Here is a 26,176-nt window from a genome sequence, read left to right as displayed (position 1 = left end):
TCAATGCACAAGGAGAGAAGCCATGGGGGCAAGTCTAGCGGCGACAGGCAAATGCGTTTCCCCCAGGCGGTGCCCGGTACCCGACACGGGAGTGACCATGGCGGCTCCCGCCGCCGGCACGATCCCCGACGGAAAGGTGGTGAGTGGGATGAGTGAAGTCCCCGCCGTGTGTCCGACCCTGCTCTACCGCGACGCGAAGGCGGCGATCCGGCAGCTCACGGAGGCCTTCGGCTTCACCGAGCACGTGGTGTACGAGAACGAGGACGGTGTGGTCGAGCACGCTGAGCTGACGTTCGGCAACGGCACCGTGATGCTCGGCACCAGGGGCCGTGGCGGCGCGTTCGACGCGGCGATGGCCGGGGGCGGGCCCGCGGGGGTGTATCTCGTGGTCGAGGACTGCGACGCGGCCTACCGGCGGGCCGAGCGGGCGGGCGCGGAGATCCTGGTGCCGCCCACCGACCAGGACTACGGCTCCCGCGACTTCATGGCCCGGGACGCCGAGGGCAACATCTGGAGCTTCGGCACGTACGCGCCGGGCGCCGGGGCGGACGGGGCGGGCTGAAGCGTCGGGTGCACTGCGCCCGCTCCACCCGCTTCGTCCCGCCCCCGGGAAGCCGACTCCGACAAGGCAGCGAGACGGGGGCCTCCCCTGGGCCTGGGGACGGGTGCCCCCAAACGCCCGGCACGCCCTAGCGTCGGTCGTCCGCGTGCCCCGTGTGCACCTGGAACGCCGCCCGCCGGACCGCCTTGGCCAGCGCCGGGTCCGGGTGCGCCGCGGCGAGCGCGACCAGCACCTGCACCGTGCGCGGATGCCCGGCCGCCCGTACCTCCTCCAGCAGCTGCGGCACGCTCCCCTGCACCGCCGTGTCGAGGTGGTCGACCAGCAGCCGCCCCTCGCCGTGGTCGGTCACGGCGGCGGCCGTGTCCACCCACAGCCAGGTGGCCTCTTCCCTGGTGAGCACGCCGTGCGCGCCCCCGGCCAGCTCCTCCGGGTCGGCGCCCTCCTGCTCGGCGAGCCAGAGCAGCGCGTACGGGCGCAGCGTCGGCTCCTCGGCCGCGGCGCGTACGTCGGGCTCGGCGGGCGCTCCGACGACGCGCAGCGCCTCGAAGGCGAGGCCGCGGATGAGGGCGTCCTCGCCACGGGCGGCCTCCAGCAGGCCGGTGACGGCCGGGCCGGAGGTGCGGGCGGCGAGCCAGGCGCGGTACTCGGCCCGCGCGGGGCCGGGGGTGAGCCGGGCGCAGCCGCGCAGCATGTCCTCGGCGGACTGCTCGATGTTCCCCGCGGGGCTCTGGGCGGCCACGCAGATCTGCTCCAGCTTGGTCCACACCGCCCAGTTGCCCAGCGAGGTGAGCACGGCCGAGTCGGCCCGCGCGTCGTCGCCGTCGGAGCAGCGGGTCAGGGCGCCGACGGCGACGAGGCCGTCCAGCGCCCAGTCCAGCAGCACGGGCAGCAGCACGGCGGGGTCGTCCGCCTCCTGGTCCGGATCGGCCTGGCCCGGATCGCGGTCGGTACGCAGTTCGGCGCGCAGTTCCGTGATCCGCTGGACGAGCAGGTCCAGCAGCGCGGGTACGGTCACCGGCCCGGCGGACAGGTGCAGCAGCGAGAGGAGCTGCGGCATGGCCACCACTGTCTCGCCCACGAGCAGCGGGTCGGCCGCCTCGGCCGGGGCGGGCCGGGCCAGCGACCAGCCGTCGAAGAGGGCGACCCAGCCGCGCAGTACGGCGCTGTCGTCGCGTTCCCAGGCGCGCAGCCGCCAGCCGGGGCGCGCGGTGTCCCCGTGCAGTTCGATGAGCCCGGCGAGGCGGGCGCGGTCCCAGTCGGCGCGGACCTGGTCCGGGGTGAGCCGCAGCTGGGCGGCGGCCCGCTCGAACGCCTCGGCCGTGGGCACGCCCGCGCTGGGCGGTTCGCCCGCCGCCCAGCGGGCCATCCGGACCGCGCCGCCCAGTACGGCCCGGGCCTGTCGGGCGAGCACGGCGGGCGGTGGGGTGCCTTCGGGCGGCCTGGGCCCGGAGGCACCGGGCGCGGGCCAGGCGCGCCCGCGGCCGGCCGAGGTCGCGGTGCGGCGGGCGGCGGCGATGGGTCGTCGGGGGACAAGGCGCAGCCGGGTGTCTCGCGGAGTACGGGACGTCACAGGGGCAGTCTTCATCCTGGGAGGGGAAAACCCAAACGGAAGTCTTTTCCGCTCACTTGAGCGGCGCTCACGGGGCTGCGGGCCCGGGCGCGTGCCGGGCGCGGGCGGGGTCACATGAGCGGGGTGAGGAAGCGGCGCAGTGCCTCCTCGTAGCCTGCCGGGTCGGCGTTCCACATCGCGCCGTGCGGGGCGTGCGGCACCGTGTGCAGGGTGACCAGTTCCGGGTGCCGGCCGGCCAGCCGGCGGGCGGGCTCCCAGGGGGCGACGGTGTCGTCGGGGCCGTGGAAGAGGAGGGTGGGCACGGCGAGCCGGGCCGGATCGGCGAGTTCGGGCGGCGGGCCCTGGCCGAGCACCGCGCGCCCCTCGGCCGCCCGTACCGCCAGCGGGAGCAGCGCGCCGGGAACGCCACGTGCGGCGGCCAAGGCGCGCAGGGTGGCCCGCCGGTCCAGGACGGGCGAGTCCAGGACGAGTCCGCTGACGCGGTCGCGCAGGGCGGAGTTGGCGGTGGCGTGCAGGGCCATGGTGGCGCCGGTGGACCAGCCGTGCAGCACGAGGCGCTCGGCGCCGTAGCTGACCGCGTAGTGCATCGCCGCGTCGAGGTCGTGCCACTCGCGGTCGCCGAGATGCCCGGTGCCGTTCGCGGTGCCGGGGGCCCCGCGGTCGCCCCGGTAGGCGAGGTCCAGGACGGGGAAGCGCTGGGCGTGCAGGAAGGGCAGGACGCACAGCGGCTGCTCGCGGGTCGCGCCGAGGCCGTGCACGGTGATGACCCAGGTGTCGCGGTCGCCGGGTACGAACCAGGCGGGCAGTTCGCCGGTGTCCCCGGGGACGGCCACCTCGGCGTAGTCGAGGCCGAGCGCGCCGCGCGGGTCGCCCAGGTGGACGAGCGGGGTGACGCGGACCTTGGTGCCGGTGGTGATGCTCCCGTGCGTCACGCGCACCAGGCGGCGTACGACGGTGTCCGCCGCCGTACCCGGCTCGCGCGCGCCTGCCGGGGGCGCGGACGCGTCCAGCACCGGGCCCGCGACCGCGTGCAGGCCGCGGCCGGTCAAGCCGTAGACGCCCGGCAGGAGGGCGGTCAGCGAGCGGGTGAGGGCGATCCGCCCCTCGCCCTGGCCCTCGCCGACGGCAGGGTCCGCGGCGGGGCCGCCCTCGGTGAAGGAGTGCACGGTCAGCGGCGGTCCGGCGAAGCCCGCGGGCAGCGGCGGGTGGCCCGGACGGGCGCGGGCCGGTCTCAGGGCAGCGTCGGCGGCGCACCGTCCGGCGGCCACCACGGCCGCCCCGGCACCCAGCACGGTGGTGGCGGCCAGGGCCGCCCTCGTCAGCAGGCGCATCCTCACCAGTGTCGGCCCGCGGGCGCGCGAGGGCCAGCGGTCAGCGGCGGTCGGGTGAGGCGGCTGCGGGCGGGGGTGCGGCCGGGCCGTCCGAGGCGGGCTGCGCCGGCTCCGCGCGGGGCGGCCCCGGCTGGCCGTATCCGCGCAGCCGGACGACCGTGCGGTCGATCTCGGCGCGGGTGAGCAGGGCCGGGGTGTGCCCCGGTACGGAGGCGGCGGTGAGCCAGACCTGGCACATCCACTCCAGCTGCGCGGTGCGGTCGTACGCCTGGTCGAGCGTGGCGCCGTACGCGACGGTGCCGTGGTTGCGCAGCAGGCAGCCGCTGCGACCCTCCAGCGCCGCGAGCATGTGTGCGGCCAACTCGTCGCTGCCGTACGGCGCGTAGGGCGCGACCCGCACCACGCCGCCCAGTGCGGCGGCCATGTAGTGGATGGCGGGGAGTTCGTCGACGAGGGTGGACACCGCGGTGGCGTGCACGGCGTGCGTGTGCACCACGGCGCGGGCGTCGGAGCTGCGGTACACGGCCAGGTGCATGGGCAGTTCGCTGGTGGGCCGCGGCTGCCGCCCGGACGCCGGGCCCGCGGGGGCGCCGGTGAGATCGACGGCGCACAGGTCGTCCGGGCCGAGCCGGTCGTAGGGCACCCCGGTCGGCGTCACCAGCACCGTGTCCCCGACCCGCACCGAGACGTTCCCCGAAGTCCCCACGACCAGGCCGTCGGTGACCGTCCTGCGGGCCGTCTCCACCACTGCTTCCCAGGCGTCCGCGAGGGTTCGTCGCATGTGCACCTCCAGCCCCGCAGACTAGCGGGCGGCGCTCCGTGAATCTCCTGTTACGCTATGTAGCAGCTTGGTCACAACAAGCCTCGCCGAGTGACACCCCGATGCCCGCCTGAGTTCATCTTCCGTTCACTCACGATCCTTACGTTCACCAAGTCACTGACCTTCGAACTGATTGCCTGGGTGAATGGAACACATCACGCTTCTCATCGGGATCGTGATCGTCACGGCCTTGGTGTTCGACTTTACGAACGGCTTCCACGACACAGCCAACGCCATGGCCACCACCATCTCCACCGGGGCTCTCAAGCCCAAGACGGCGGTGGCGATGTCGGCGGTCCTCAACCTCATCGGCGCCTTCGTGTCCGTCGAGGTCGCCAAGACCATCTCCTCCGGACTGATCGACGAAGGTTCCGGAATCCAACCCGAAGTGATCTTCGCCGCGCTCGTCGGCGCGATCATCTGGAATCTGCTGACCTGGCTCGCCGGGCTCCCCTCCAGTTCTTCGCACGCCCTCATGGGCGGCCTCCTCGGTGCGACCGTCGCCTCGGTGGGCTTCGGCGCCGTCAACGGCGAGGTCGTCATCATGAAGGTCCTCATCCCGGCCCTCGCGGCGCCGCTGGTGGCCGGTCTGGCCGCCCTGTTCGCGACGCGGCTCACCTACCGGATGACCCAGCGTGTGGACGAGAAGCAGACGGCCAAGGGCTTCCGGGCCGGGCAGATCGCCTCCGCCGGGCTGGTCTCGCTGGCGCACGGCACGAACGACGCGCAGAAGACCATGGGTGTGATCACGCTCGCGCTGATCTCCGGCGGCGCCCTGGGCGCCGACGCCGACCCGCCCATGTGGGTCGTCGCCTCGGCCGGCATCGCCATCGCGGCCGGCACCTACCTGGGCGGCTGGCGCATCATCCGCACCATGGGCAAGGGCATCACCGACATCAAGCCGCCGCAGGGCTTCTCCGCCCAGACGAGCGCGGCGGCCACCATCCTGGCCTCCTCGCACATCGGCTTCTCCCTCTCCACCACCCACGTGTGCTCCGGTGCGGTGATGGGCTCGGGAGTGGGCCGCAAGGGCGGCGTCGTGCACTGGTCGACGGCGGGCCGCATGGTCGCGGGCTGGGGGTTGACCATCCCGGCGGCCGGTCTGATCGCGGGCGCCTCCGCGGTGCTGGCCGAGCAGGGCGACTGGGGTGTCACCACGGTCGCGGTGCTCCTGGTCGTCAGCAGCGCCGCCATCTGGATCGCCTCGCGCCGCGAGGTGGTCGACCACACCAACGTCAACGACCTGCCGGAGGACACCGACGGGGGCTCCCCCGCAGGCGGCACCGAGCCCGCGGGCGTGGTCACCACGGCCATGCAGGCCGTCGCACCGCCTCCCACCGCGGGCCGCGCCGAGCAGTCGGCGCCGCTGCCCGACGCCGAGGCGCAGCAGCCGCAGCCCGAGGCGGGACCGGAGGGGGCGGAAGGCATTCCGCACCAGGCCGGCACGGTCTCGCACTCCACCTCACCCGCCTCCAGCCTCTCCTGAAAGAAGCAGGGACACAGCTATGGACATCGACTGGGCCGCCCTCGGCCAGGTCTTCGGCGTCAGCCTGGTGGCGACGGTCGGCCTGGTGGGCATCTTCACCCTCGGGATCATGGGGACCGCCTCCAAGGCGGACGGCACCTCCGCCGCCGCGCTGCCCCGCACGGGGGCGTACGTCTGCTTCGCCGTCTGCGCGCTGGCCGTGGCGTACGGGATCTATCTGATCGCCGCCTGACCGGCCGGAAGCACGGCCTGAAGCACGGTCCGGAGCACGGTTGAGGCACGGCGAGGACACGGCACGAAGGGGTACGGGCATCGCCCGTACCCCTTCCCGTGTGCCTCCTCACACTCTCCCGTCGCAGGTCAAGGCCGAGTTGACGGCCGATGGCGCACGTGGTGAACTTCCCGTGCCATACGGCGGCAGGAGAGGAAGTCCGGTGTGAATCCGGCGCGGTCCCGCCACTGTCACCGGGGAGCGCTCCCCCACCCAGCGTCACGGTCCCGTCAGGGGCTGGAAGGCCGGGGGACGCGTCGATCCGGGAGCCAGGAGACTCTCGTCGCCGGTCACGTCGAACCAGGGCGCGGACCCTGAGTGAGGACAAACGCCATGCGTGGCTTCCCCGCCGCACGCCCTGCCCAAGCCGCCCCCTCCCCCGGTACGCCGCCACGCCGGCGCGCGCCGGGCCCGTTCCGCCGGGGCGCGACGGCGCGTTGACGGATGCGGGCTCACACCGCCCACGGCTGGGGAACCGCCGTGGGCTACCTCGCCGATCTGGTGTTCGCCGACCCTCGACGCGGCCATCCCGTGGCGGCCTTCGGGCGCGCGGCGGCACGGGCCGAGCGCGCGCTGTGGCGTGACCACCGCGGCGCCGGGACGCTGCACACCGCCCTGTGCGTGGGCGGGGCCGCCGCGCTGGCCCGTGCCGCGGCGACCGCCGCGGCGAAGGGCACCGCCGGGGCCGGGGCGGTGTGGCCCGCCGCGGTGAGCGCGACGGTCACCTGGTCCGTGCTGGGCGGCAGTTCGCTGGCGCGGGAGGCGCGGGCCGTGGGCGCCGCGCTCGAGGCCGGCGACCTGGCGGCGGCCCGCGCGCTGCTGCCCCGGCTGTGCGGCCGGGACCCGGAGGCGCTGGACGCGGACGCGCTCGCGCGCGCCGTGGTGGAGTCCGTCGCGGAGAACACCTCGGACGCGGTGGTCGGCGCGCTGTTCTGGGGCGCGCTGGCGGGCGTCCCGGGCCTGGCCGCGTTCCGCGCGGCGAACACCCTGGACGCGATGGTCGGCCACAAGTCCCCGCGCTACCGCCGGTTCGGCTGGGCCGCGGCCCGCCTGGACGACGTGCTCGGCTGCCCCGGCGCCCGGCTGACCGCGGCGCTCGCCGCGCTGGCCGGACCGGACGGCGGGGGCGCCCTGCGCGCGTGGCGCCGGGACGCCCGGCACCACCCCAGCCCCAACGCGGGGCCGGTGGAGGCCGCGTTCGCGGGCGCGCTGGGCGTCCGGCTGGGCGGCACCCTCGCGTACGGGGGCCGCGTCGAGCACCGGCCGCTGCTCAACCCCGGTGGCCGGGCGGTCACTCCGGCCGACATCGAGCGGGCCGTGGCGCTGGGGCGGCGCGTCGGTGCGCTGGCACTCGCGGTGACCCTCGCCGCCCGCGCGGCGGCGGCCCGGCTCCCGGCCGCGCGGCCCCCGGCCCCGTGCCCGCCGAAGGCGCAGCCCGGGGAGGCACGGCGGTGAGGGGCGCGCACGGACTGCTGGTCGCGGGGACCACCTCGGACGCGGGCAAGAGCGTCGTCACGGCCGGCATCTGCCGCTGGCTCGCCCGCCAGGGCCTCAAGGTCGCGCCGTTCAAGGCGCAGAACATGTCGCTGAACTCGTACGTCACCCGTGAGGGCGCCGAGATCGGGCGGGCGCAGGCGATGCAGGCGGCAGCGGCGCGCGTCGAGCCCAGCGCCCTGATGAACCCCGTACTGCTCAAGCCCGGCGGTGACCACAGCAGTCAGGTCGTGCTGATGGGGAAGCCGGTCGGCGAGCTGAGCGCCCGCGGCTACTTCGGACCGGGCGGCCCCGGCAGCGCTGCCAGCCCCGGCGGCTCCCACGGCCCGCGCCCCGAGGGCAGGCGGGCGCTGCTGGGCACGGTCACCGACTGCCTGGAGCAGCTGCGCGCCACCCACGACGCGGTGATCTGCGAGGGAGCGGGCAGCCCCGCCGAGATCAACCTGCGGCACGGCGACATCGTGAACATGGGCCTCGCCCGCGCCGCCCGCCTGCCGGTGGTCGTCGTCGGCGACATCGACCGCGGCGGCGTCTTCGCCTCCCTCTTCGGTACCACCGCGCTGCTCTCCGCCGAGGACCAGGAGCTGGTCGCCGGCTATCTGGTGAACAAGTTCCGGGGCGACGTCAGCCTGCTGGAGCCGGGCCTGGAGATGCTGCGGCGGCTCACCGGCCGGCAGCCGCTGGGCGTGCTGCCCTACGCGCACGGGCTGGGCATCGACGAGGAGGACGGCCTGCGGCTGTCGCTGCGCGGCACGGTGCGCGAGAGCGGCGTCGCCGCACCGTACGGGGCGGACGTGCTGCGCGTCGCCGTGCTGCCGGTGCCCCTGATGTCGAACTTCACCGACGTGGACGCGCTGGCCGCCGAGCCGGGCGTCTCGGTGCGCTTCACCGACCGGCCCGAGGAGCTGGCGGACGCCGATCTCGTGGTGGTCCCCGGCACCCGGGGCACCGTACGGGCGCTGGCCTGGCTGCGCGAGCGCGGGCTGGCGCGGGCGCTGGCGCACCGGGCCGCCGAGGGCCGCCCGGTGCTGGGCGTGTGCGGCGGCTTCCAACTGCTGGGCGAGCGGATCGAGGACGAGGTGGAGTCCCGCGCGGGCGTCGTGCCGGGGCTGGGTCTGCTGCCGGTGCGGGTACGGTTCGAGGCGGCCAAGACGCTGGCCCGGCCGGTGGGCGAGGCGCTGGGCGAGCGCGTGGAGGGGTACGAGATCCATCACGGCGTCGCCGAGGTCCTCGGCGGCGAAAGCTTCCTGCGCGACGCGCGCGGCACGCCGCTGGACGGCTGCCGCAGCGGCTCCGTCTGGGGCACCCACTGGCACGGTTCGCTGGAGAGCGACGGCTTCCGGCGTGCCTTCCTGAGCCGGATCGCCCGCGACGCCGGACGGGACTTCACCCCCGCGCCCGACACCTGCTTCGCCGTACTGCGCGAGGAACAGCTCGACCGCCTCGGGGATCTGATCGAGGAGCACGCCGACACGGCGGCGCTGCTGCGGCTGATCGAGCACGGCGCGCCCGCCGGGCTGCCGTTCGTCCCCCCGGGCGCGCCATGAACGCCACCGCTCACCCGCCGACCGACCCTCCTGGGAGCCGCATGAGCACCGTTGTGCTGTTGTCCACCGCCGATACGGACCTGCTCGCCGCGCGCGCGTCCGGCGCCCCGTACCGGATCGCGAACCCGAACCGCCTCGACGTCGCCGAGGAGCTGCCCCGGCTGCTGGACGGCGCGGGGGTGGCCGTCGTACGGCTGCTCGGCGGGAAGCGGGCCTGGGAGGACGGGCTCGCCGCGCTGCGCGCCTCCGGCATCCCCACGGTGCTGCTGGGCGGCGAGTCGGTGCCGGACGCGGAGCTGATGGCCGACTCCAGCGTGCCCGCCGGGGTCGTCGCGGAGGCGCTGCGCTACCTGGTGGAGGGCGGCCCGGACAACCTCGCCGAGCTGGCCCGCTTCCTCAGCGACACGGTGCTGATGAGCGGGGAGGGCTTCGCCCCGCCGCACCGGATGCCGGCGTACGGGCTGCACGGGGCGCGGGCGTACGACGCCGCGCGGCCGACCGTGGGGGTGCTCTTCTACCGTGCCCACGAGCTGTCCGGGAACACCGCGTTCGTCGACGTGCTGTGCGAGGCGATCGAGGGGGCGGGCGCCAACGCGCTGCCGGTGTACTGCGGTTCGCTGCGCGGCGCCGATCCGGGGCTGTACGAGCTGCTGGCCCGCGCCGACACCCTGGTGACCACCGTCCTGGCGGCGGGCGGCACCCGCGCGAGCGACGCCTCCGCCGGGGGCGACGACGAGGCGTGGGACATCGGCGCGCTCGCCGAACTGGACGTGCCGCTGATCCAGGGCCTGTGCCTGACCACCTCCCGCGAGGCGTGGCAGGACTCGGACGCCGCGCTCTCGCCCATGGACGCGGCGATGCAGGTGGCGATCCCGGAGTTCGACGGGCGGCTGATCTCCGTGCCGTTCTCCTTCAAGCAGGACGGCCCGGACGGCGTGCCGGTCTACGCCGCCGATCCGGAGCGGGCGAGGCGGGTCGCGGGTACGGCGGTACGGCACGCCCGGCTGCGGCACACCCCGAACGCCGAGAAGCGGCTGGCGCTCGTCTTCACCGCCTACCCGACCAAGCACTCGCGGGTCGGCAACGCGGTGGGCCTGGACACGCCCGCCTCCGCCGTCGCCCTGCTGGACGCGCTCCGCGCCGCCGGGTACGGGATCAGCGGGTACCCGGACGGCGGCGACGAGCTGATCCACCGGCTGATCGCGGCGGGCGGCCACGACGTGGAGTGGCTGACCGAGGAGCAGCTGGCCGCCTCCACCGCGCGGGTGCCGCTGGCGGACTACCGGCGGTGGTTCGACACGCTGGACCCCGAACTGCGCGCGGGCATGCTGGAGCACTGGGGCGAGCCGCCGGGTTCGCTCTACCTCGACGGCGAGGACATCGTGCTGGCGTCGCTGCGGTTCGGCAACGCCGTCATCATGATCCAGCCGCCGCGCGGATTCGGCGAGAACCCCATCGCCATCTACCACGACCCCGACATGCCGCCCTCGCACCACTACATGGCGGCCTACCGCTGGCTGGAGACGCCGGAGGCCGAGGGCGGCTTCGGCGCCGACGCGGTCGTGCACCTGGGCAAGCACGGCACGATGGAGTGGCTGCCGGGCAAGGGCCTCGGCCTCTCCGGCGGCTGCGCGCCCGACGCGGTGCTCGGCGACCTGCCGCTGGTCTACCCGTTCATCGTCAACGACCCCGGCGAGGGCACCCAGGCCAAGCGGCGCGGGCACGCCACCGTCGTGGACCACCTGGTGCCGCCGATGGCGCGCGCCGACTCCTACGGCGAACTGGCCAAGCTGGAACAGCTGCTGGACGAGTACGCGCTGGTCAGCGATCTCGACCCGGCCAAGGCCCCGGCCGTGCGCAGCCAGATCTGGACCCTGGTGCGGGCCGCCGAACTGCACCACGACCTGCACGTCGACGAGCAGCCGGACGAGGGCGAGTTCGACGACTTCGTGATGCACGTCGACGGCTGGCTGTGCGAGATCAAGGACGTCCAGATCCGGGACGGGCTGCACATCCTGGGCGGCGGCCCGGAGGGCGAGGCGCGCGTCAACCTGGCGCTGGCCGTGCTGCGTTCGGCGCAGGTGTGGGGCGGCGTGGGCGGTGCGCTGCCGGGGCTGCGGGCGGCGCTGGCGGAGCACTTCGGGCTGTCCGAGGCCGCACTGCTGGCCGAGCCGGGTGCCAGGACGGACGTGCCCGCCTCGCTCACCGCACTCGCCGACGGGCCCGCGCGCACCGCGTCCGACGCCGTCGACCTGCTGGAGCGGCTGGCCCGCGCGCTGGCCGAGGCGATGGAGGCGCGCGGCTGGGCGGCCGAGGCGGTGCGTCCGGTGGTGGCGGACGTGCTCGGGGCAGCGGTGCCGGACGCCGCGGCGGTACTGGAGTTCGCGGCGAACGAGGTGGTGCCGCGGCTGGCCCGTACCACCGATGAGATCACGAACGTGCTGCACGCGCTCGACGGCGGCTACGTGCCCGCCGGGCCGTCCGGTTCGCCGACCCGCGGCCTGGTCAACGTGCTGCCGACCGGCCGCAACTTCTACTCCGTCGACCCCAAGGCGATCCCCTCCAGGCTGTCCTGGGAGGTGGGCAGCGCGCTGGCGGACTCGCTGGTGCGGCGGCACCTGGACGACAACGGCGCCTATCCGCGCTCGGTCGGCCTGACCGTGTGGGGCACCTCCTGCATGCGCACCCAGGGCGACGACATCGCCGAGATCCTGGCGCTGCTGGGCTGCCGCCCCACCTGGGACGACGCCTCCCGCCGGGTCACCGGCTTCGAGATCGTGGACGCGGCCGAGCTGGGCCGCCCGCGCATCGACGTGACCGTGCGCATCTCCGGCTTCTTCCGGGACGCCTTCCCGCACGTGGTCGGGCTGATCGACGACGCCGTGCGGGCGGTCGCGGAGCTGGACGAGCCGGCCGAGGTCAACTACGTGCGCGCGCACGCCGACGAGGACACCGCCGCACACGGCGACCGCCGCCGCGCCACCTCCCGCATCTTCGGCTCCAAGCCGGGCGCGTACGGGGCGGGCCTGCTGCCGCTGATCGACGCCCGCAACTGGCGCTCGGACGCGGACCTGGCCGAGGTGTACGCGGTCTGGGGCGGCTACGCGTACGGGCGCGGCCTGGACGGGCGCCCCGCGCGCGGCGACATGGAGACGGCCTTCCGGCGCATCCAGGTGGCGGCCAAGAACGTCGACACCCGCGAGCACGACATCGCCGACGCCGACGACTACTTCCAGTACCACGGCGGCATGGTGGCCATGGTGCGGCACCTGACCGGCGACTCCCCCGAGGCGTATGTGGGCGACTCGGCGGTGCCCGACCAGGTCAGGACGCGGACGCTGGGCGAGGAGACGCACCGCGTCTTCCGGGCCCGGGTGGTCAACCCGCGCTGGATGAGCGCGATGCGGCGGCACGGCTACAAGGGCGCCTTCGAGATGGCCGCCACCGTCGACTACCTCTTCGGCTACGACGCGACCGCGGGCGTGGTGGACGACTGGATGTACGAGCGGCTGGCCGCCGAGTACGTCTTCGACCCGGAGAACAGCGACTTCATGCGCAAGTCCAACCCCTGGGCGCTGCGCGGCATCACGGAGCGGCTGCTGGAGGCCGCGGAGCGGCAGCTGTGGGAAGAGCCGGACAACGACACCCTGGCCCGGCTCCGGGAGACGTATCTGGAGCTGGAAGGCGAACTGGAGGGCGACGCATGAGCACACACGGCACCCGGCGCGCCCCGGCGCGCGCAACCGCGCCGACGCGCGCAACCGCCCCCGCGCCCGCACCCCGAGGAGGGACCGCAGCATGAGCACGCCCTACCCCTTCACCGCCGTCGTCGGCATGCGGGACCTCCGGCTGGGCCTGGTCCTGAACGCCGTGAGCCCGGCCATCGGCGGCGTCCTCGTGCGCGGCGAGAAGGGCACCGCCAAGAGCACGGCCGTACGGTCGCTGGCCGCGCTGCTGCCCTCGCTGCGCGTCGTCGCGGACTGCCGCTTCTCCTGCGACCCGGCCGCCCCCGATCCGCAGTGCCCCGACGGGCCGCACCCGCAGGCGCCCGGCACGGCGCGGCGCGCGCGGCTCGTGGAGCTTCCCGTCGGCGCGTCCGAGGACCGGCTGATCGGCGCGCTGGACATCGAACGGGCGCTCGCCGAAGGGGTGAAGTCCTTCGAGCCCGGCCTGCTGGCCAGGGCGCACCGGGGCATCCTTTACGTCGACGAGGTCAACCTCCTCCAGGACTTCCTGATCGACGCGCTGCTGGACGCCGCCGCGATGGGCTCCTCGTACGTGGAGCGCGAGGGCGTCTCCGTACGGCACGCCGCCCGCTTCCTGCTGGTGGGCACGATGAACCCGGAAGAGGGCGAGCTGCGCCCGCAGTTGCTGGACCGCTTCGGGCTGACCGTCGAGGTCGCCGCCTCGCGCGAGCCGGACGAGCGGGTCGAGGTCGTACGGCGGCGGCTGGCCTACGACGCGGACCCGGACGGCTTCGCCGCGGGCTGGGCGTCCGAGGAACAGGCGATGCGGGAGCGGATCGCCGCCGCCCGCGCGCTGCTGCCCCAGGTGCGGCTGGGTGACGCGGCACTGCGCCAGATCGCGGCGACCTGTGCGGCGTTCGAGGTGGACGGCATGCGCGCGGATATCGTGATGGCGCGCACCGCGTGCGCGCTGGCTGCCTGGGCGGACCGCGAGGAGGTGCTCGCGGAGGACGTACGGCAGGCCGCACTGCTGGCGCTGCCGCACCGGCGGCGGCGCTCGCCCTTCGACGCGCCCGGACTGGACGAGGACAAGCTCGACGAGACGCTGCGCGAGTCAGCCGGAGAGGACGGCGAGCCGGACCCGGACGGGCCGGACGGCGGCGGCCCGGACGGCGGCCCCGGCGGGCAGCCGCCCCCGCCCGGCGGCGGCGCGGACGGCGCCGCGCCGGACGGGGCGCCGGAGCAGGCGCCCGGTTCCGGGCCCGAGGACCCCGCCGTCCCCCCGCAGCGCCCGGCGAACCAGCCCGGGCAGCCGGACCAGCCCGAACAGCCGGGCCAGGAGCCCGCCGACGCCCCTTCCGGGCACAGCCGAGAGAAGGCCCCCGTCGGCGCCGCCGAGCCCTTCCGTGCCCGCCCGCTGACCGTGCCCGGCCTCGGCGACGGCGCCGCGGGACGGCGCTCACGCGCCCGTACCGCACACGGCCGCACGGCGGGCGCGCGCACTCCGCACGGCAGGCTGGGCGCGCTGCACCTGGCCGCGACGGTGCGCGCCGCGGCGCCCTACCAGCGCGCCCGCGGCCGCACCGGGCCCGGCCTGCTGGTGCGCGCGCCGGACCTGCGGGAGGCGGTACGGGAGGGGCGCGAGTCCAACCTCGTGCTCTTCGCCGTCGACGCCTCCGGCTCGATGGCCGCCCGGCAACGGATGAGCGCCGTCAAGGGCGCGGTGCTCTCGCTCCTGCTGGACGCCTACCAGCGCCGGGACAAGATCGGTCTGATCACCTTCCGCCGCGGGGACGCCGAGGTCGTCCTGCCGCCCACCTCCTCGGTGGAGGCGGCGGCGGCCCGGCTGGAGTCGCTGCCCACCGGCGGTCGCACCCCGCTGGCCGCCGGGCTGCTCAAGGCCCGCGAGGTGCTGCGGATCGAGCGCATGCGCGACCCCGCGCGGCGCGCCCTGCTGGTCACGGTCACCGACGGCCGGGCGACGGGCGGGCCCGAACCGGTCGTACGGGCGCGCCGCGCCGCGCGGCTGCTGGCTGCGGACGGCACCGCGTCGGTGGTCGTGGACTGCGAGTCGGGGCCGGTACGGCTGGGGCTGGCGGGCACGCTCGCCGCCGAGTTGGGCGGCGGCCCGGCCGTCACCCTGGACGAACTGCGCGCGGACACGGTGTCCGCGCTGGTGAAGGACGTACGGAGGAGAGCCGCGTAATGCCCAAGGGACAGCCGGACGTCGTACCCGAGGACGGGCTCACCACCCGCCAGCGCCGCAACCGGCCGCTGCTGGCGGTGCACACCGGCATCGGCAAGGGGAAGTCGACTGCGGCCTTCGGGCTGGCGCTGCGCGCCTGGAACCAGGGCTGGCCCATCGGGGTGTTCCAGTTCGTGAAGTCGGCCAAGTGGAAGGTCGGCGAGGAGCGCGCGCTGCGCGTCCTGGGCGACTCCGGCGAGGGCGGCACCGTCGCCTGGCACAAGATGGGCGAGGGCTGGTCCTGGATTCAGCGGGACGCCGAACTGAGCAGTGAGGACGCGGCGCGCGAGGGCTGGGAGCAGGTCAAGCGGGATCTCGCGGCGCAGACGTACCAGCTGTACGTGCTCGACGAGTTCGCGTATCCGATGCACTGGGGGTGGGTGGACACCACCGAGGTGGTCGAGGTGCTGCGCACCCGTACCGGCACCCAGCACGTGGTGGTCACCGGCCGCCACGCGCCCGCCGAACTGGTCGCGGCGGCCGATCTGGTGACCGAGATGCACAAGGTCAAGCATCCGATGGACGCCGGTCAGAAGGGCCAGCGGGGCATCGAATGGTGAACGTGCCGCGGCTGGTCATCGCCGCGCCCTCCTCGGGCAGCGGCAAGACGACCGTCGCCACCGGGCTGATGGCCGCGTTCAGCGCGCGCGGCACCCGCGTCTCGCCGCACAAGGTGGGCCCGGACTACATCGACCCCGGCTACCACGCCCTGGCCACCGGCAGGCCCGGCCGCAATCTGGACGCGTACCTGTGCGGCCCGCAGCGGATCGTGCCGCTGTTCCTGCACGGGGCGGCCGGGGCCGAACTGGCCCTGATCGAGGGCGTGATGGGCCTCTACGACGGCGCGAGCGGAGAGGGCGAACTGGCCTCCACCGCGCACACCGCCAAGCTCCTGCGGGCGCCGGTGGTCCTCGTGGTGGACGCCGCCCGGCAGGCCCGCTCCGTCGCCGCGCTGGTGCACGGCTTCGCCTCCTGGGACCCGGAGGTACGGGTGGCCGGGGTGATCCTCAACAAGGTCGGCTCCGACCGGCACGAGGCGACTCTGCGCGAGGCGCTGGACGGCGCCGGTGTCCCGGTGCTGGGCGCGCTGCGCCGTACGGACGCGGTGCACACGCCGAGCCGCCACCTGGGCCTGATACCGGCGGCCGAACGGCGCGCGGACGCGCTGGCGATGGTGGCGGCGCTGGCCGAACACGTACGCCGGGGCTGCGACCTGGACGCGCTGCTGTCCCTCGCCCGCAGCGCCCCGCCTCTCCGGGCGGCGGCCTGGAGCCCCGCCGACGCGCTGTACGCGGCCCGCGAGGCACCGGGGGCGGCGGGCGTCCGGGCTCGCGCCGCGCGCGCGGCCGGAGCCGCGAACGCCGTGCCCACCGTGCCCACCGGCGCCGGCTGCGTCGCCGACCCGGCATCAGGCACCACCCCGGCACCCGTACCCGCGACCGGCACCGGCACGGCGGCAGGTGCCGACCGCCCGGAGACGCACAGCGACGCCGTCGCCGCCCCGTCCCCCCGGCCCGCCGGCGGGACGCCCGGCCCCCGCGACGCACGTCACGCCGTGGGCGGGGCCCCGGACGCCACCGGCGCGGTCCCCGCAGCCCCGCACAACGCCCCGGCCCGAGGCACCGCCCCGGCAGGCGACAACGGCACGCACCGAGCCGACGCAGTGCCGGGCACAGCCCAGGCAGGCGAAGCCCGGGACCGGGGTGCTCTCGGCACTCAGCCCCGGGACGCGGCCACGCCGCACGGCGGCGGTACCCGGGCGGGTGAAGCCGGGGTCCGGGGCGGGGCCCCGGCTACGGGAAGGGGCGGGACCGGGGAAGCACGCCCCGTCGTCGCCGTCGCCGCCGGCCCGGCGTTCACCTTCTCCTACCCGGAGCACACCGAACTGCTCCGCGCCGCCGGCGCGCACGTCGTCACCTTCGACCCGCTGCGCGACGAGTCGCTCCCGGCGCAGACCCGCGGCATCGTCATCGGCGGCGGCTTCCCCGAAGTGCACGCCCCGCAACTCGCGGCCAACGAGCCGCTGCGCGCGGCGGTGGCCGCCTTCCGCGGTCCCGTGGCGGCCGAGTGCGCCGGGCTGCTGTACCTGCTGCGGGAGTTGGACGGGGTGCCGATGTGCGGGCTGCTGGACGCGTCCGCGCGGATGACGGAGCGGCTCACCCTCGGTTACCGCGAGGCCGTAGCGCTGGAGGACAGCGTGCTGGCCGCCGCCGGGACGCGGGTACGCGGCCACGAGTTCCACCGGACGGCGCTCGACCCGCCGCCCGCCGCCTCGGACGGGGGCGGCCCGGCCTGGGGGCTGGTACGCCCCGAGCGCCGTACCGAGGGCTTCGTACGGGGCGGCGTGCACGCCTCGTACCTGCATCTGCACTGGGCCGCCGCACCGGAGTTGGCCCGCCGGTTCACAGAGAGGTGCGCGGCATGAGCAGCCGTGAGCGGAAGGCCCGGCTGACCGGGGTGGGCGTGGGACCGGGCGATCCGGAGCTGGTGACCGTCAAGGGGGTGGCCGCGCTGCGGGCCGCCGCCGTGGTGGTGGTGCCGGTGATGGCGGGCGCCGGTACGGGCCGCGCCGAGGCGACGGTGCTGCACTACGTCGAGGCGGCGAAGGTCGAGCGGATCGTCTTCGCGCTCAACGAGCGCGAGGACCGTGCCCGCCGCGAGTCCGCCTGGGACGCCGCGGGCGGGCGCGTCGCCGAACTGCTGCGCACGCACGGCACGGTGGCCTTCGCCACGATCGGCGACCCGAACGTGTACTCCACCTTCGGGTATCTCGCGCAGACGGTGGGCGAACTGGTGGAGGGCCTGGCGGTGGAGACGGTTCCCGGCATCACGGCGATGCAGGATCTGGCGGCGCGCAGCGGCGCCGTACTGACGGAGGGCACGGAACCGCTGACATTGGTGCCGGTCACGGCCGGGGCGGCGGTGCTGCGGGAGGCGCTGGAGGGGCCCGGCACGGTGGTCGCCTACAAGTTCGGGCGGCTGGCCGGTGAGGTGGCCGAGGTGCTGCGGGACACGGGCCGGGCCGAGGGCGCGGTGTGGGGCTCGTCCCTGGGGCTGCCCGGCGAGTCGATCCGTCCCGCCGCCACGCTGGACGACGGCCCGCTGCCGTATCTGTCCACGCTGATCGCCCCCGCCCGCCGCGAATCCCGGGGAGGCAAGCTGTGACCGCGGCGGACGGCACCGCGAAGGTGACCATCGTGGGTGCCGGGCCCGGCGCCGCAGACCTGCTGACCTACCGCGCGGGACGGGCGATCGCCGAGGCGGACGTGGTGATCTGGGCGGCCAGCCTGGTCCAGGAGGAGGTGCTGGAGCACGCGCGGGCGGACGCGGAGATCCTCGACTCGGCGCCGATGTCGCTGGAGGACGTGATCGCCGTGTACGCGCGGGCCGCGCGGGAGGGCCTGCGGGTCGCCCGTGTGCACTCCGGTGACCCCTCGCTGTGGGGCGGCACGCAGGAGCAGCTGGACCGGTGCGCGCAGCTGGGCATCGAGGTCGAAATCGTGCCCGGGGTGTCGTCCTTCTCGGCGGTCGCGGCGCTGGCCGGGCGGGAGTTGACGGTGCCGGAGGTGGCGCAGTCGGTGATCCTCACCCGGCTGGGCGGCGGCAAGACGCCGATGCCGCCGGGCGAGGAGGTGCGGGAGTTCGCGCGGCACGGGACGACGATGGCGGTCTTCCTGTCGGCCGCGCGTTCGGGCCAGCTGGCCGTGGAGCTGCTGGAGGGCGGGTACCCGACGGAGACGCCCGTGGTGATCGCGTACCAGGCGACCTGGCCGGAGGAGCTGCTCGTGCGTTGCACGGTGGGCACGCTGGAGGAGGCGGTCAAGGAGCACAAGCTCTGGAAGCACACGCTCTTCCTGGTCGGCCCGGCGCTCTCCGCCTCGGGGACCCGCTCGCATCTGTACCACCCGGGCCACTTCCACGGTTTCCGCCGGGCGGACCCGGCCGCGCGGCGCGCGCTGCGGGCACGGGACGCGCAGGACACCGCACGGGAGGCGCGGCAGGCACGGCAGGCGCGCCGTGAGTGACCGCGCCGCCCCGATCACCGTGCTCGGCACCGGCACCGTCGGGGCCGCAGGGACGGCCGTGCCCGCCGCGTACGGGGCCACCCTGGTGCTGGGCGCGCGGCGGCACCTGGAGGCGGCGGACCTGCCGCCGGACGCCGAGCGGCTCGTACTGGGCCCGCTGGCCCCCGCCCTGGACGCCGTGGCCGCCCACCTCGGTCACCCCGCCGAAGGCAGCGCCCGCACCGACGGCGGCGCCAGCACCGAGGGCGGCGCTCCGGCGCCCGTCCCGCACCGACGCGTCGTGGTCCTCGCGTCCGGCGATCCGGGCTTCTTCGGGATCGTCCGGGCGCTGGCCGCGCGGTTCGGGCCGGAGTGCCTGGCCGTGGAACCGTCGGCGCCGTCCGTCGCCGTGGCGTTCGCCCGCGTCGGGCTGCCCTGGGACGACGCCGTCGTGGTGAGCGCGCACGGCCGCGACGCGCGTACCGCCGTCAACGTGTGCCGCGCGCACCCCAAGACTGCCGTCCTGACCGGGCCGGGCGCCGGTCCGGCCGAACTGGGCGCCGCACTCGCCGCCTCGGGGCTCGCCCGCACCCTCGTGGTGGCCACGGCGCTCGGTTCGCCGCGGGAGACGGTGCGGCGGGTCACGCCCGCGCAGGCGGCGGAGCGGGAGTGGCCGGAGCCGGTCAGCGTCGTGCTCTGCCTGGACGAGTCCGCTGCCCTGGCGCGCGCACCGCGCACCGTCGCGGGGCCCCCGTCGGCGCCTGCCCGGTGGGCGCTGCCGGACGAGGAGTTCACCCACCGGGACTCGATGCTGACCAAGTACGAGGTACGGGCCCTGGTGCTGGCCCGGCTGGGTCCTCGTACCGGCGACCTGGTGTGGGACGTGGGCGCCGGGTCCGGCTCCGTCGGCGTCGAGTGCGCCCGGCTGGGCGCGGCGGTCGTCGCGGTGGAGCAGGCGGCGGACGGCATCGCCCGGGTCCGCGCGAACGCCTCCGCGCACGGCGTCGCCGTACAGGCCGTGCACGGCACGGCCCCCGCCGCGCTGGCGGAACTGCCCGAGCCGGACGCGGTGTTCGTCGGCGGCGGCGGGCGGGAGCTGCCCGCCCTGGTCACCGTCTGCGCCCGGCGCGCGCGCCGCTGCGTGGTGGTCACGCTGGCGGCGCTGGACCGGGTGCCCGCCGTACGGGCCGCACTCGCCGCCGAGGGGCTCGCCACGGACGGCGTGCTCCTCCAGTCGGCGCGGCTGGCACCGCTGCCCGGTGACGTCACGCGGCTGGCGGCGACCAACCCCGTCTTCGTGCTGTGGGGGACCCGGCCCGGCACCCCGGCCGCCGACTCCTCCCCCGCCCCTCTCCCCCAAGGAGCCTCCTCTTGACCGGAACCACCGCGCCCCCCGAAGCAGCGGCCCCGCCGGGAACCGGCGCGTCCCGCGGGCTGGTCGGCCTCGTCTCCGCCACCGCCGCCGGCGCCCTCGCCCGCGACCGGCTCGCCGCGGCGTGGCCGCACGGGAGTCGGGTGTACGAGGGCCCGTCCGTGCGCGAGGCCGTCACCCGCGCGTTCGCCGAGTGCGACCAGCTGGTGTGCTTCCTCGCGACGGGCGCGACCGTACGCCTGCTGGCCCCGCTGCTCTGTGGCAAGGCGGCCGATCCGGGCGTCGTCTGCGTGGACGAGGCGCAGCGGCACGCGGTGGCGCTGCTGGGCGGCCACGGCGGCGGGGCGAACGCCCTCGCGGAGGCGGTGGCGGACGCGCTGCCCGGCTGCGCCCCGGTGATCACCACGGCGACGGACGCCGTCGGCATCCCCGGTCTGGACACCCTGGGCTGGCCCGTCGAGGGCGCCGTCGCGGCCGTCTCGCGGGCCCTGCTGGACGGCGAGCCGGTGCTGCTGCGGGCCGATGTGCGCTGGCCGCTGCCCGCCCTGCCACCCCACGTGGTCACGGCCGCTCCCGCCGAGGCCGCCCGTCCCGCCGACTCCCCCGCCACCCTGCTGGTCACCGACCGCGCCGTGCGGCCCGGCCCCGCCGAGGCGGTACTGCGTCCGCCGTCACTGACGGTCGGACTCGGCGCGAGCAGCGGCGTCTGTGCCGACGAGGTCCTCGGCCTCCTGGAGCAGGCCCTGGCGGACGCCGGGCTCAGCGCCGCGTCCGTCACCGAACTGGCCACGGTCGACGCCAAGGCCGCCGAGCCCGGACTGCTGGCCGTCGCGGACCGGCTCGGCCTGCCGCTGCGCACGTACCCGGCCGAGGTGCTGGCCGCCGTCGAGGTGCCGAACCCGTCCGAGGCGCCGCGGGCGGCCGTCGGCACGCCCTCGGTGGCCGAGGCCGCCGCGCTGACGGCCGCCGCCGCACCGGGCACCGCCGCACCGGGCGGCACGCGCGGCCCGGGCACAGGCACCCCGCGCGGCGCCGCCCTCGTCGTCCCCAAGCGCAAGTCCGCCCCCGAGGGCCGGGCGGCGATGGCGACCGTCGCGGTCGCCCGGCGCGCACCGCGCGGGCGGCTGGCCGTGGTCGGCCTGGGCCCCGGCGCCCGCGACCTGCTCACGCCCCGGGCGCGCGCCGAACTGCGCCGGGCGGCCGTACTGGTGGGGCTCGACCAGTACGTGGACCAGATCCGCGACCTGCTCCGCCCCGGCACCCGGGTGCTGGAGTCGGGGCTCGGCGCCGAGGAGGAGCGGGCGCGCACCGCCGTCGCCGAGGCGCGCGCCGGGCACGCGGTGGCGCTGATCGGCAGCGGCGACGCGGGCGTCTACGCGATGGCCTCCCCCGCGCTGGCCGAGGCGGGCGCGGACATCGACGTCGTCGGGGTGCCCGGCGTGACGGCCGCGCTGGCCGCCGCCGCGGTCCTGGGCGCGCCGCTCGGCCACGACCACGTCTCCGTCAGCCTCTCCGACCTGCACACCCCGTGGGAGGTCATCGAGCGGCGGGTGCGCGCGGCGGCCGAGTCCGATCTCGTGGTGACCTTCTACAACCCCCGCTCGCGCGGCCGGGACTGGCAGCTGCCCCGTGCCCTCGCCATACTCGCGGAGCACCGCGCCCCGGACACCCCGGTGGGCGTGGTGCGGAACGCGAGCAGGCCGGACGAGAGCGCCGCCGTCGGTACGCTCGCCACCCTCGACCCGGCCGTCGTCGACATGATGACGGTGGTCACGGTGGGCAACACGGCCACCCGCGCCGTCGCGGGCCGCATGGTCACGCCGCGCGGCTACCGCTGGCAGTCGGCCGCCGCCGGAGGTGCGCGGTGACCCGCCGTACGGTGCACCCCATCGAGCAGGAGTCGTACCGCATCCTGCGCGCGCGGCTCGACACCACCGCGCTGCCGCCGCTGACCCGTGCCGTGGTCGAACGCGTCATCCACTCCAGCGCCGACCTCGGCTACGCCACCGACCTGGTGACCGACGAGGACTCGCTGCGCGCCGCACACACCGCGCTGCACGAGGGGGACGCGAGCGTGGTCACCGACGTCGAGATGGTGGCCTCCGGCATCACCCGCCGCCGCACCGTGTGCCGGCTGGCCGACGCCACCGCCGCACCGGGCCGCACCCGCAGCGCGCACGCCGTCCGGCTCGCGTTCGAGGAGGTGGGCCCCGGCGCGGTGTGGGTGATCGGCTGCGCGCCGACCGCGCTGTACGAACTCATCGGCCTGCACGCCTCCCCCGCGCTGGTGATCGGCCTGCCGGTGGGCTTCGTCGGCGCCGCCGAGAGCAAGGCGGCGCTGCGCGCCAGCGGGCTGCCCGCGGTCAGCAACGTCTCCGAGAAGGGCGGCTCCGCCGTGGCCGCCGCCGCCCTCAACGCCCTGCTCTACACGGACCCCGCGCCCGGCGCGGGGCCCGCCCCCGCCCGACCCGGAACCACCAGGGAGAACCAGTGACCACCGCCCCGCCCGCACTCCTGCTCGTCGGCCACGGCACCCGCGACGACGCCGGAGCCGACGCCTTCCGCGCCTTCGTCGCCGAACTGGGCAGGCGCAACCCGCGGCTGACCGTCGGCGGCGGCTTCATCGAGCTGTCCCCGCCGCCGCTGGCCGACGCGGTCGCCGGGCTGGTCGCGGAGGGGGTCCGCCGCGTCGCGGCCGTACCGCTGATGCTGGTCTCCGCCGGGCACGCCAAGGGCGACATCCCGGCCGCCCTCGCCCGCGAGAAGCAGCGCCACCCCGCCCTCACCTACACCTACGGGCGCCCGCTGGGCCCGCATCCGGCGCTGCTGGACGTGCTCCAGCGGCGGCTGGACGAGGCGCTGGGCGAGGCGCTGGGCGGCGCGCGCCCCACGGCGGCCGACCGCGCCGCGACCACGGTGCTGCTGGTCGGACGCGGCTCGACCGACCCGGACGCGAACGCCGAGGTGCACAAGGCGGCGCGGCTGCTGTGGGAGGGCCGGGGCTACGCGGGGGTGGAGACGGCGTTCGTGTCGCTGGCCGCGCCAGACGTGCCCGCCGGGCTGGACCGCTGCCGCGCGCTGGGGGCGCGGCGGGTCGTGGTCCTGCCGTACTTCCTCTTCACCGGCATCCTCCCGGAGCGGGTGCGGGCGCAGACGCGACGGTGGGCGGCGGCGGAGCCGGAAGTCGCGGTGCACTCCGCCGACGTCATCGGGCCCGCCGACGAGCTGGCGGACCTGGTGCTGGAGCGCTACCAGGAGGCGGTCGGGGGCGACCTGCGGATGAACTGCGACTCCTGTGTCTACCGGATCGCGCTGCCCGGCTTCGAGGACAAGGTGGGCCTCCCCCAGCAGCCGCACTACCACCCGGACGACGACGGCCACGGGCACGGGCACGGGCACAGCCATGGGCACAGCCACGGACACGGGCATGTCCACGCCGGGTGAACGGGCCGCCCCGCCCGGGGAGCGGGAGGCGCCCGGTGAGCCGGACCTGCGGCACCACGGCGACGCCGAGGTACGCGACTCCGGCGCCGGGCTGACCGACCTGGCCGTCAACGTCCGCGCCGGTACGCCCCCGGCCTGGCTCAAGGCCCGCATCGCCGCCTCGCTGAACGGGCTCGCCGCCTACCCGGACGGACGTGCGGCCCGCCGGGCGGTGGCGGCCCGGCACGGACTGCCCGAGGAGTGCGTGCTGCTGACGGCGGGCGCCGCCGAGGCGTTCGTGCTGCTGGCCCGGGCGCTGCCGACGGCCGGACCCGTCGTCGTGCACCCGCAGTTCACCGAGCCGGAGGCCGCGCTGCGGGCCGCCGGTCACACCGTGCGGCGGGTCCTGCTGCCCGAGCGGGACGGCTTCCGGCTCGACCCCCGCCTCGTCCCCGGCGGCGCCGATCTGGTGGTGGTGGGCAACCCGACCAACCCCACCTCGGTGCTGCACCCGGCCGAGACGCTGGCGGCGCTGGCCCGGCCGGGCCGCACCCTGGTCGTCGACGAGGCGTTCATGGACGCGGTGCCGGGCGAACGGGAGTCACTGGCGGCGCGGGTGACCGGATGGCCGGGGCGGCTGGTCGTCCTGCGCAGCCTGACCAAGACGTGGGGGCTGGCGGGCCTGCGGGTGGGCTACGTGCTCTCCGACCCGGCGACGGTCGCCGTGCTGGCGCACCACCAGCCGCTGTGGCCGGTCTCCGGCCCCGCGCTGGCCGCCGCGCAGGCGTGCTGCGAGCCGGCCGCGCTGGACGAGGCGGAGCGGGCCGCCGGGGAGGTGGCCGGGGACCGCGCCTACCTGCTCGAGCGGCTGGCCGCCCGTACGTCGCTGCGCGCGGTGGCGCCGGCGGAGGCGCCGTTCGTTCTGGTACGCCACCCGCGGGCGCAGCCGGTGCGGCTGCGCATGCGGGCACTGGGGTTCGCGCTCCGGCGCGGGGACACCTTCCCCGGGCTGGGCGGGGAGTGGCTGCGGCTGGCGGTGCGCGACCGGGCGACGACCGACCGGCTCGTGCGCGCCCTGGCGTCCGCCGGGGCGGGCTGACCCGGCCGACACGCCGCCGGGGGCGCCGGCCCGCGCGCCCCGGCGCCGCCCGGCGCGTCAGCCCACCAGCCGCCCCCGCAGCACCACGTGGCGCGGGTGGGCCAGCACGCGGACGTCCGCGCGCGGGTCCGCGTCGTAGACCACCAGGTCCGCCGGCGCCCCCTCGGCCAGGCCCGGACGGCCCAGCCAGGCCCGGGCGCCCCAGGTGGCGGCCGAGAGCGCGTCCCGTGCCGGTATGCCCGCCCGTACCAGCTCGCCCACCTCCTGGGCGATCAATCCGTGCGCCAGCGAGCCGCCCGCGTCGGTGCCGGCGAAGACGGGGATGCCCGCGTCGTAGGCGGCGCGTACGGTCTCGTAGCGCCGCTCGTGCAGCCGCCGCATGTGGTCCGACCAGCGCGGGTAGCGCTCCTGGCCGCCCTTGGCCAGGGAGGGGAAGGTCGCGATGTTGACCAGGGTGGGCACGATGGCGACGCCGCGCTCGGCGAAGAGCGGGAGGGTCTCCTCGGTGAGCCCGGTGGCGTGCTCGACGCAGTCGATGCCCGCCTCGACCAGGTCGCGCAGGGAGTCCTCTGCGAAGCAGTGGGCGGTGATCCGCGCGCCCTCCGCGTGTGCGGCGGCAATGGCTTCTTCGAGGGCCCAGCGGGGCCAGCAGGGGGTCAGCTCCCCCTCGGCGCGGTCGATCCAGTCGCCCACGATCTTGACCCAGCCGTCGCCTCGCCGCGCCTCCTGGCGCACGTACGCGGCCAGGTCACCGGGCTCGATCTCGTGCGCGAAGTTGCGGATGTAACGGCGGGTACGGGCGATGTGCCGTCCCGCCCGGATGATCCGCGGCAGGTCCTCGCGGTCATCGATCCACCGGGTGTCCGAGGGGGAGCCCGCGTCCCGCAGCAGCAGCGCCCCGGCGTCCCGGTCGGCGAGCGCCTGCTTCTTCGTGGTGGCGTCGTCGACGGAGCCGTGCGCGTCCAGGCCGACGTGGCAGTGGGCGTCGACCAGGCCGGGCAGCACCCAGCCGGTCAGGACGGTGGTGTCCCGGTGCGCGGCCGCGCCCGGGGGGCGGTCGTAGGTGACGCGGCCGTCGACCACCCAGAGGCCGTCCCGCACGTCCTCGGGGCCCGCGAGCACCCGTCCCTTGATGTGGAGATTCCCGCCGTCGCTCATGACCCGCACTGTACGATCCGGCCTCGCGGACGGGCCCACCCGGCCCGGCGCACCGGCCGCACCGCATTACCGAGAATTCTTGCGACGCTTACCGGCAGACCATCCGAT

At 76.2% G+C, this 26,176-nt stretch carries 20 protein-coding genes and 1 riboswitch; of the genes, 16 read left to right on the top strand and 4 right to left on the bottom strand.

Annotated elements, in window-relative coordinates; translation table 11 throughout:
* The first annotated feature begins 148 nt into the window (after positions 1 to 148).
* Entirely contained in the window at positions 149 to 562 is a 414-nt protein-coding gene (locus tag H299_RS0119475) for a VOC family protein (protein WP_037759729.1), read from the top strand.
* Positions 563 to 689: 127 nt separating this feature from the next.
* Here the strand turns inward: H299_RS0119475 and H299_RS0119470 are convergent, their stop codons facing one another.
* From H299_RS0119470 to H299_RS35090, 3 genes are all read right to left on the bottom strand, one after another.
* Complete coding sequence (locus H299_RS0119470; RefSeq protein ID WP_078512877.1) at positions 690 to 2,132, bottom strand: hypothetical protein; 1,443 nt, start codon at positions 2,130 to 2,132, stop codon at positions 690 to 692.
* Between the two features lie 110 nt (positions 2,133 to 2,242).
* Positions 2,243 to 3,463: a prolyl oligopeptidase family serine peptidase gene (locus H299_RS0119465; protein ID WP_027749766.1), complete on the bottom strand. Its 1,221-nt coding sequence runs from the start codon at positions 3,461 to 3,463 to the stop codon at positions 2,243 to 2,245.
* 40 nt (positions 3,464 to 3,503) lie between these two features.
* Entirely contained in the window at positions 3,504 to 4,244 is a 741-nt protein-coding gene (locus H299_RS35090) for a class II aldolase/adducin family protein (RefSeq protein ID WP_078512876.1), read from the bottom strand.
* Positions 4,245 to 4,428: 184 nt separating this feature from the next.
* Between H299_RS35090 and H299_RS35085 the strand changes: the two genes are divergently transcribed.
* The 15 genes from H299_RS35085 to cobC all read left to right on the top strand — a co-directional run bounded on the left by H299_RS35085 (position 4,429) and on the right by cobC (position 24,910).
* Positions 4,429 to 5,769: an inorganic phosphate transporter gene (locus tag H299_RS35085; protein ID WP_078512875.1), complete on the top strand. Its 1,341-nt coding sequence runs from the start codon at positions 4,429 to 4,431 to the stop codon at positions 5,767 to 5,769.
* A 19-nt stretch (positions 5,770 to 5,788) separates the two neighbouring features.
* Positions 5,789 to 6,001, top strand: a complete 213-nt coding sequence (locus tag H299_RS0119450; RefSeq protein WP_027749765.1) for a hypothetical protein — start codon at positions 5,789 to 5,791, stop codon at positions 5,999 to 6,001.
* A gap of 191 nt (positions 6,002 to 6,192) precedes the next feature.
* A riboswitch (cobalamin riboswitch) is annotated at positions 6,193 to 6,320 on the top strand.
* A gap of 164 nt (positions 6,321 to 6,484) precedes the next feature.
* A complete protein-coding gene (locus H299_RS35080; protein WP_051262637.1) occupies positions 6,485 to 7,495 on the top strand; it encodes a cobalamin biosynthesis protein in 1,011 nt (336 codons plus the stop codon).
* Positions 7,492 to 9,081, top strand: a complete 1,590-nt coding sequence (locus H299_RS0119440) for a cobyric acid synthase (RefSeq protein ID WP_027749764.1) — start codon at positions 7,492 to 7,494, stop codon at positions 9,079 to 9,081. The genes H299_RS35080 and H299_RS0119440 overlap by 4 nt, the downstream gene beginning before the upstream one ends.
* 41 nt (positions 9,082 to 9,122) lie before the next feature.
* Positions 9,123 to 12,788 (top strand): cobaltochelatase subunit CobN, encoded by a 3,666-nt coding sequence (gene cobN, locus H299_RS0119435; RefSeq protein WP_078512874.1) that lies wholly within the window; start codon positions 9,123 to 9,125, stop codon positions 12,786 to 12,788.
* A 91-nt stretch (positions 12,789 to 12,879) separates the two neighbouring features.
* Entirely contained in the window at positions 12,880 to 14,973 is a 2,094-nt protein-coding gene (locus tag H299_RS0119430; protein ID WP_027749762.1) for a putative cobaltochelatase, read from the top strand.
* Complete coding sequence (cobO, locus tag H299_RS0119425; protein ID WP_027749761.1) at positions 14,973 to 15,572, top strand: cob(I)yrinic acid a,c-diamide adenosyltransferase; 600 nt, start codon at positions 14,973 to 14,975, stop codon at positions 15,570 to 15,572. The genes H299_RS0119430 and cobO overlap by 1 nt, the downstream gene beginning before the upstream one ends.
* On the top strand, positions 15,566 to 17,437 hold the full coding sequence (locus H299_RS0119420; protein ID WP_027749760.1) for a cobyrinic acid a,c-diamide synthase CobB: 1,872 nt from the start codon (positions 15,566 to 15,568) through the stop codon (positions 17,435 to 17,437). The genes cobO and H299_RS0119420 overlap by 7 nt, the downstream gene beginning before the upstream one ends.
* On the top strand, positions 17,434 to 18,177 hold the full coding sequence (gene cobI / locus H299_RS0119415) for a precorrin-2 C(20)-methyltransferase (RefSeq protein ID WP_027749759.1): 744 nt from the start codon (positions 17,434 to 17,436) through the stop codon (positions 18,175 to 18,177). Before H299_RS0119420 ends, cobI begins: the two co-directional genes overlap by 4 nt.
* Positions 18,174 to 19,037: a precorrin-4 C(11)-methyltransferase gene (gene cobM, locus H299_RS35075; RefSeq protein WP_051262636.1), complete on the top strand. Its 864-nt coding sequence runs from the start codon at positions 18,174 to 18,176 to the stop codon at positions 19,035 to 19,037. The genes cobI and cobM overlap by 4 nt, the downstream gene beginning before the upstream one ends.
* The gene (gene cbiE, locus H299_RS35070) at positions 19,030 to 20,391 is read left to right on the top strand and encodes a precorrin-6y C5,15-methyltransferase (decarboxylating) subunit CbiE (protein WP_486587345.1); all 1,362 of its coding nucleotides are present in this window, start codon (positions 19,030 to 19,032) and stop codon (positions 20,389 to 20,391) included. The genes cobM and cbiE overlap by 8 nt, the downstream gene beginning before the upstream one ends.
* Before the next feature lie 59 nt (positions 20,392 to 20,450).
* A complete protein-coding gene (cobJ, locus tag H299_RS0119400; RefSeq protein ID WP_027749758.1) occupies positions 20,451 to 22,256 on the top strand; it encodes a precorrin-3B C(17)-methyltransferase in 1,806 nt (601 codons plus the stop codon).
* On the top strand, positions 22,253 to 22,882 hold the full coding sequence (locus H299_RS35065) for a precorrin-8X methylmutase (protein WP_051262635.1): 630 nt from the start codon (positions 22,253 to 22,255) through the stop codon (positions 22,880 to 22,882). The genes cobJ and H299_RS35065 overlap by 4 nt, the downstream gene beginning before the upstream one ends.
* Positions 22,879 to 23,832 (top strand): sirohydrochlorin chelatase, encoded by a 954-nt coding sequence (locus H299_RS0119390; protein WP_027749757.1) that lies wholly within the window; start codon positions 22,879 to 22,881, stop codon positions 23,830 to 23,832. The genes H299_RS35065 and H299_RS0119390 overlap by 4 nt, the downstream gene beginning before the upstream one ends.
* Complete coding sequence (cobC, locus tag H299_RS35060) at positions 23,816 to 24,910, top strand: Rv2231c family histidinol phosphate aminotransferase CobC (protein WP_037759667.1); 1,095 nt, start codon at positions 23,816 to 23,818, stop codon at positions 24,908 to 24,910. Before H299_RS0119390 ends, cobC begins: the two co-directional genes overlap by 17 nt.
* Positions 24,911 to 24,967: 57 nt before the next feature.
* On the opposite strand, the gene H299_RS0119380 is transcribed toward cobC, so the two are convergent.
* Positions 24,968 to 26,068, bottom strand: coding sequence for an amidohydrolase family protein (locus H299_RS0119380; RefSeq protein ID WP_027749756.1), 1,101 nt, complete (start codon positions 26,066 to 26,068; stop codon positions 24,968 to 24,970).
* Positions 26,069 to 26,176 lie beyond the last annotated feature (108 nt).

The sequence above is a fragment of the Streptomyces sp. CNH287 genome (assembly GCF_000424825.1).
Note: the sequence above shows the minus strand (reverse complement) of the source record. Positions and strands in the feature narration are given on the sequence as shown.

Coding starts and splice junctions, on each gene's coding strand:
- cobI (WP_027749759.1), top strand. CDS start 17,434: ATGAGCAGCCGTGAGCGGAAGGCCCGGCTGACCGGGGTGGGCGTGGGA.
- cobC (WP_037759667.1), top strand. CDS start 23,816: ATGTCCACGCCGGGTGAACGGGCCGCCCCGCCCGGGGAGCGGGAGGCG.
- H299_RS0119475 (WP_037759729.1), top strand. CDS start 149: ATGAGTGAAGTCCCCGCCGTGTGTCCGACCCTGCTCTACCGCGACGCG.
- cobO (WP_027749761.1), top strand. CDS start 14,973: ATGCCCAAGGGACAGCCGGACGTCGTACCCGAGGACGGGCTCACCACC.
- H299_RS35080 (WP_051262637.1), top strand. CDS start 6,485: ATGCGGGCTCACACCGCCCACGGCTGGGGAACCGCCGTGGGCTACCTC.
- H299_RS0119430 (WP_027749762.1), top strand. CDS start 12,880: ATGAGCACGCCCTACCCCTTCACCGCCGTCGTCGGCATGCGGGACCTC.
- H299_RS35085 (WP_078512875.1), top strand. CDS start 4,429: ATGGAACACATCACGCTTCTCATCGGGATCGTGATCGTCACGGCCTTG.
- H299_RS0119465 (WP_027749766.1), bottom strand. CDS start 3,463: ATGCGCCTGCTGACGAGGGCGGCCCTGGCCGCCACCACCGTGCTGGGT.
- H299_RS35090 (WP_078512876.1), bottom strand. CDS start 4,244: ATGCGACGAACCCTCGCGGACGCCTGGGAAGCAGTGGTGGAGACGGCC.
- H299_RS0119450 (WP_027749765.1), top strand. CDS start 5,789: ATGGACATCGACTGGGCCGCCCTCGGCCAGGTCTTCGGCGTCAGCCTG.
- cobN (WP_078512874.1), top strand. CDS start 9,123: ATGAGCACCGTTGTGCTGTTGTCCACCGCCGATACGGACCTGCTCGCC.
- H299_RS0119420 (WP_027749760.1), top strand. CDS start 15,566: ATGGTGAACGTGCCGCGGCTGGTCATCGCCGCGCCCTCCTCGGGCAGC.
- H299_RS0119380 (WP_027749756.1), bottom strand. CDS start 26,068: ATGAGCGACGGCGGGAATCTCCACATCAAGGGACGGGTGCTCGCGGGC.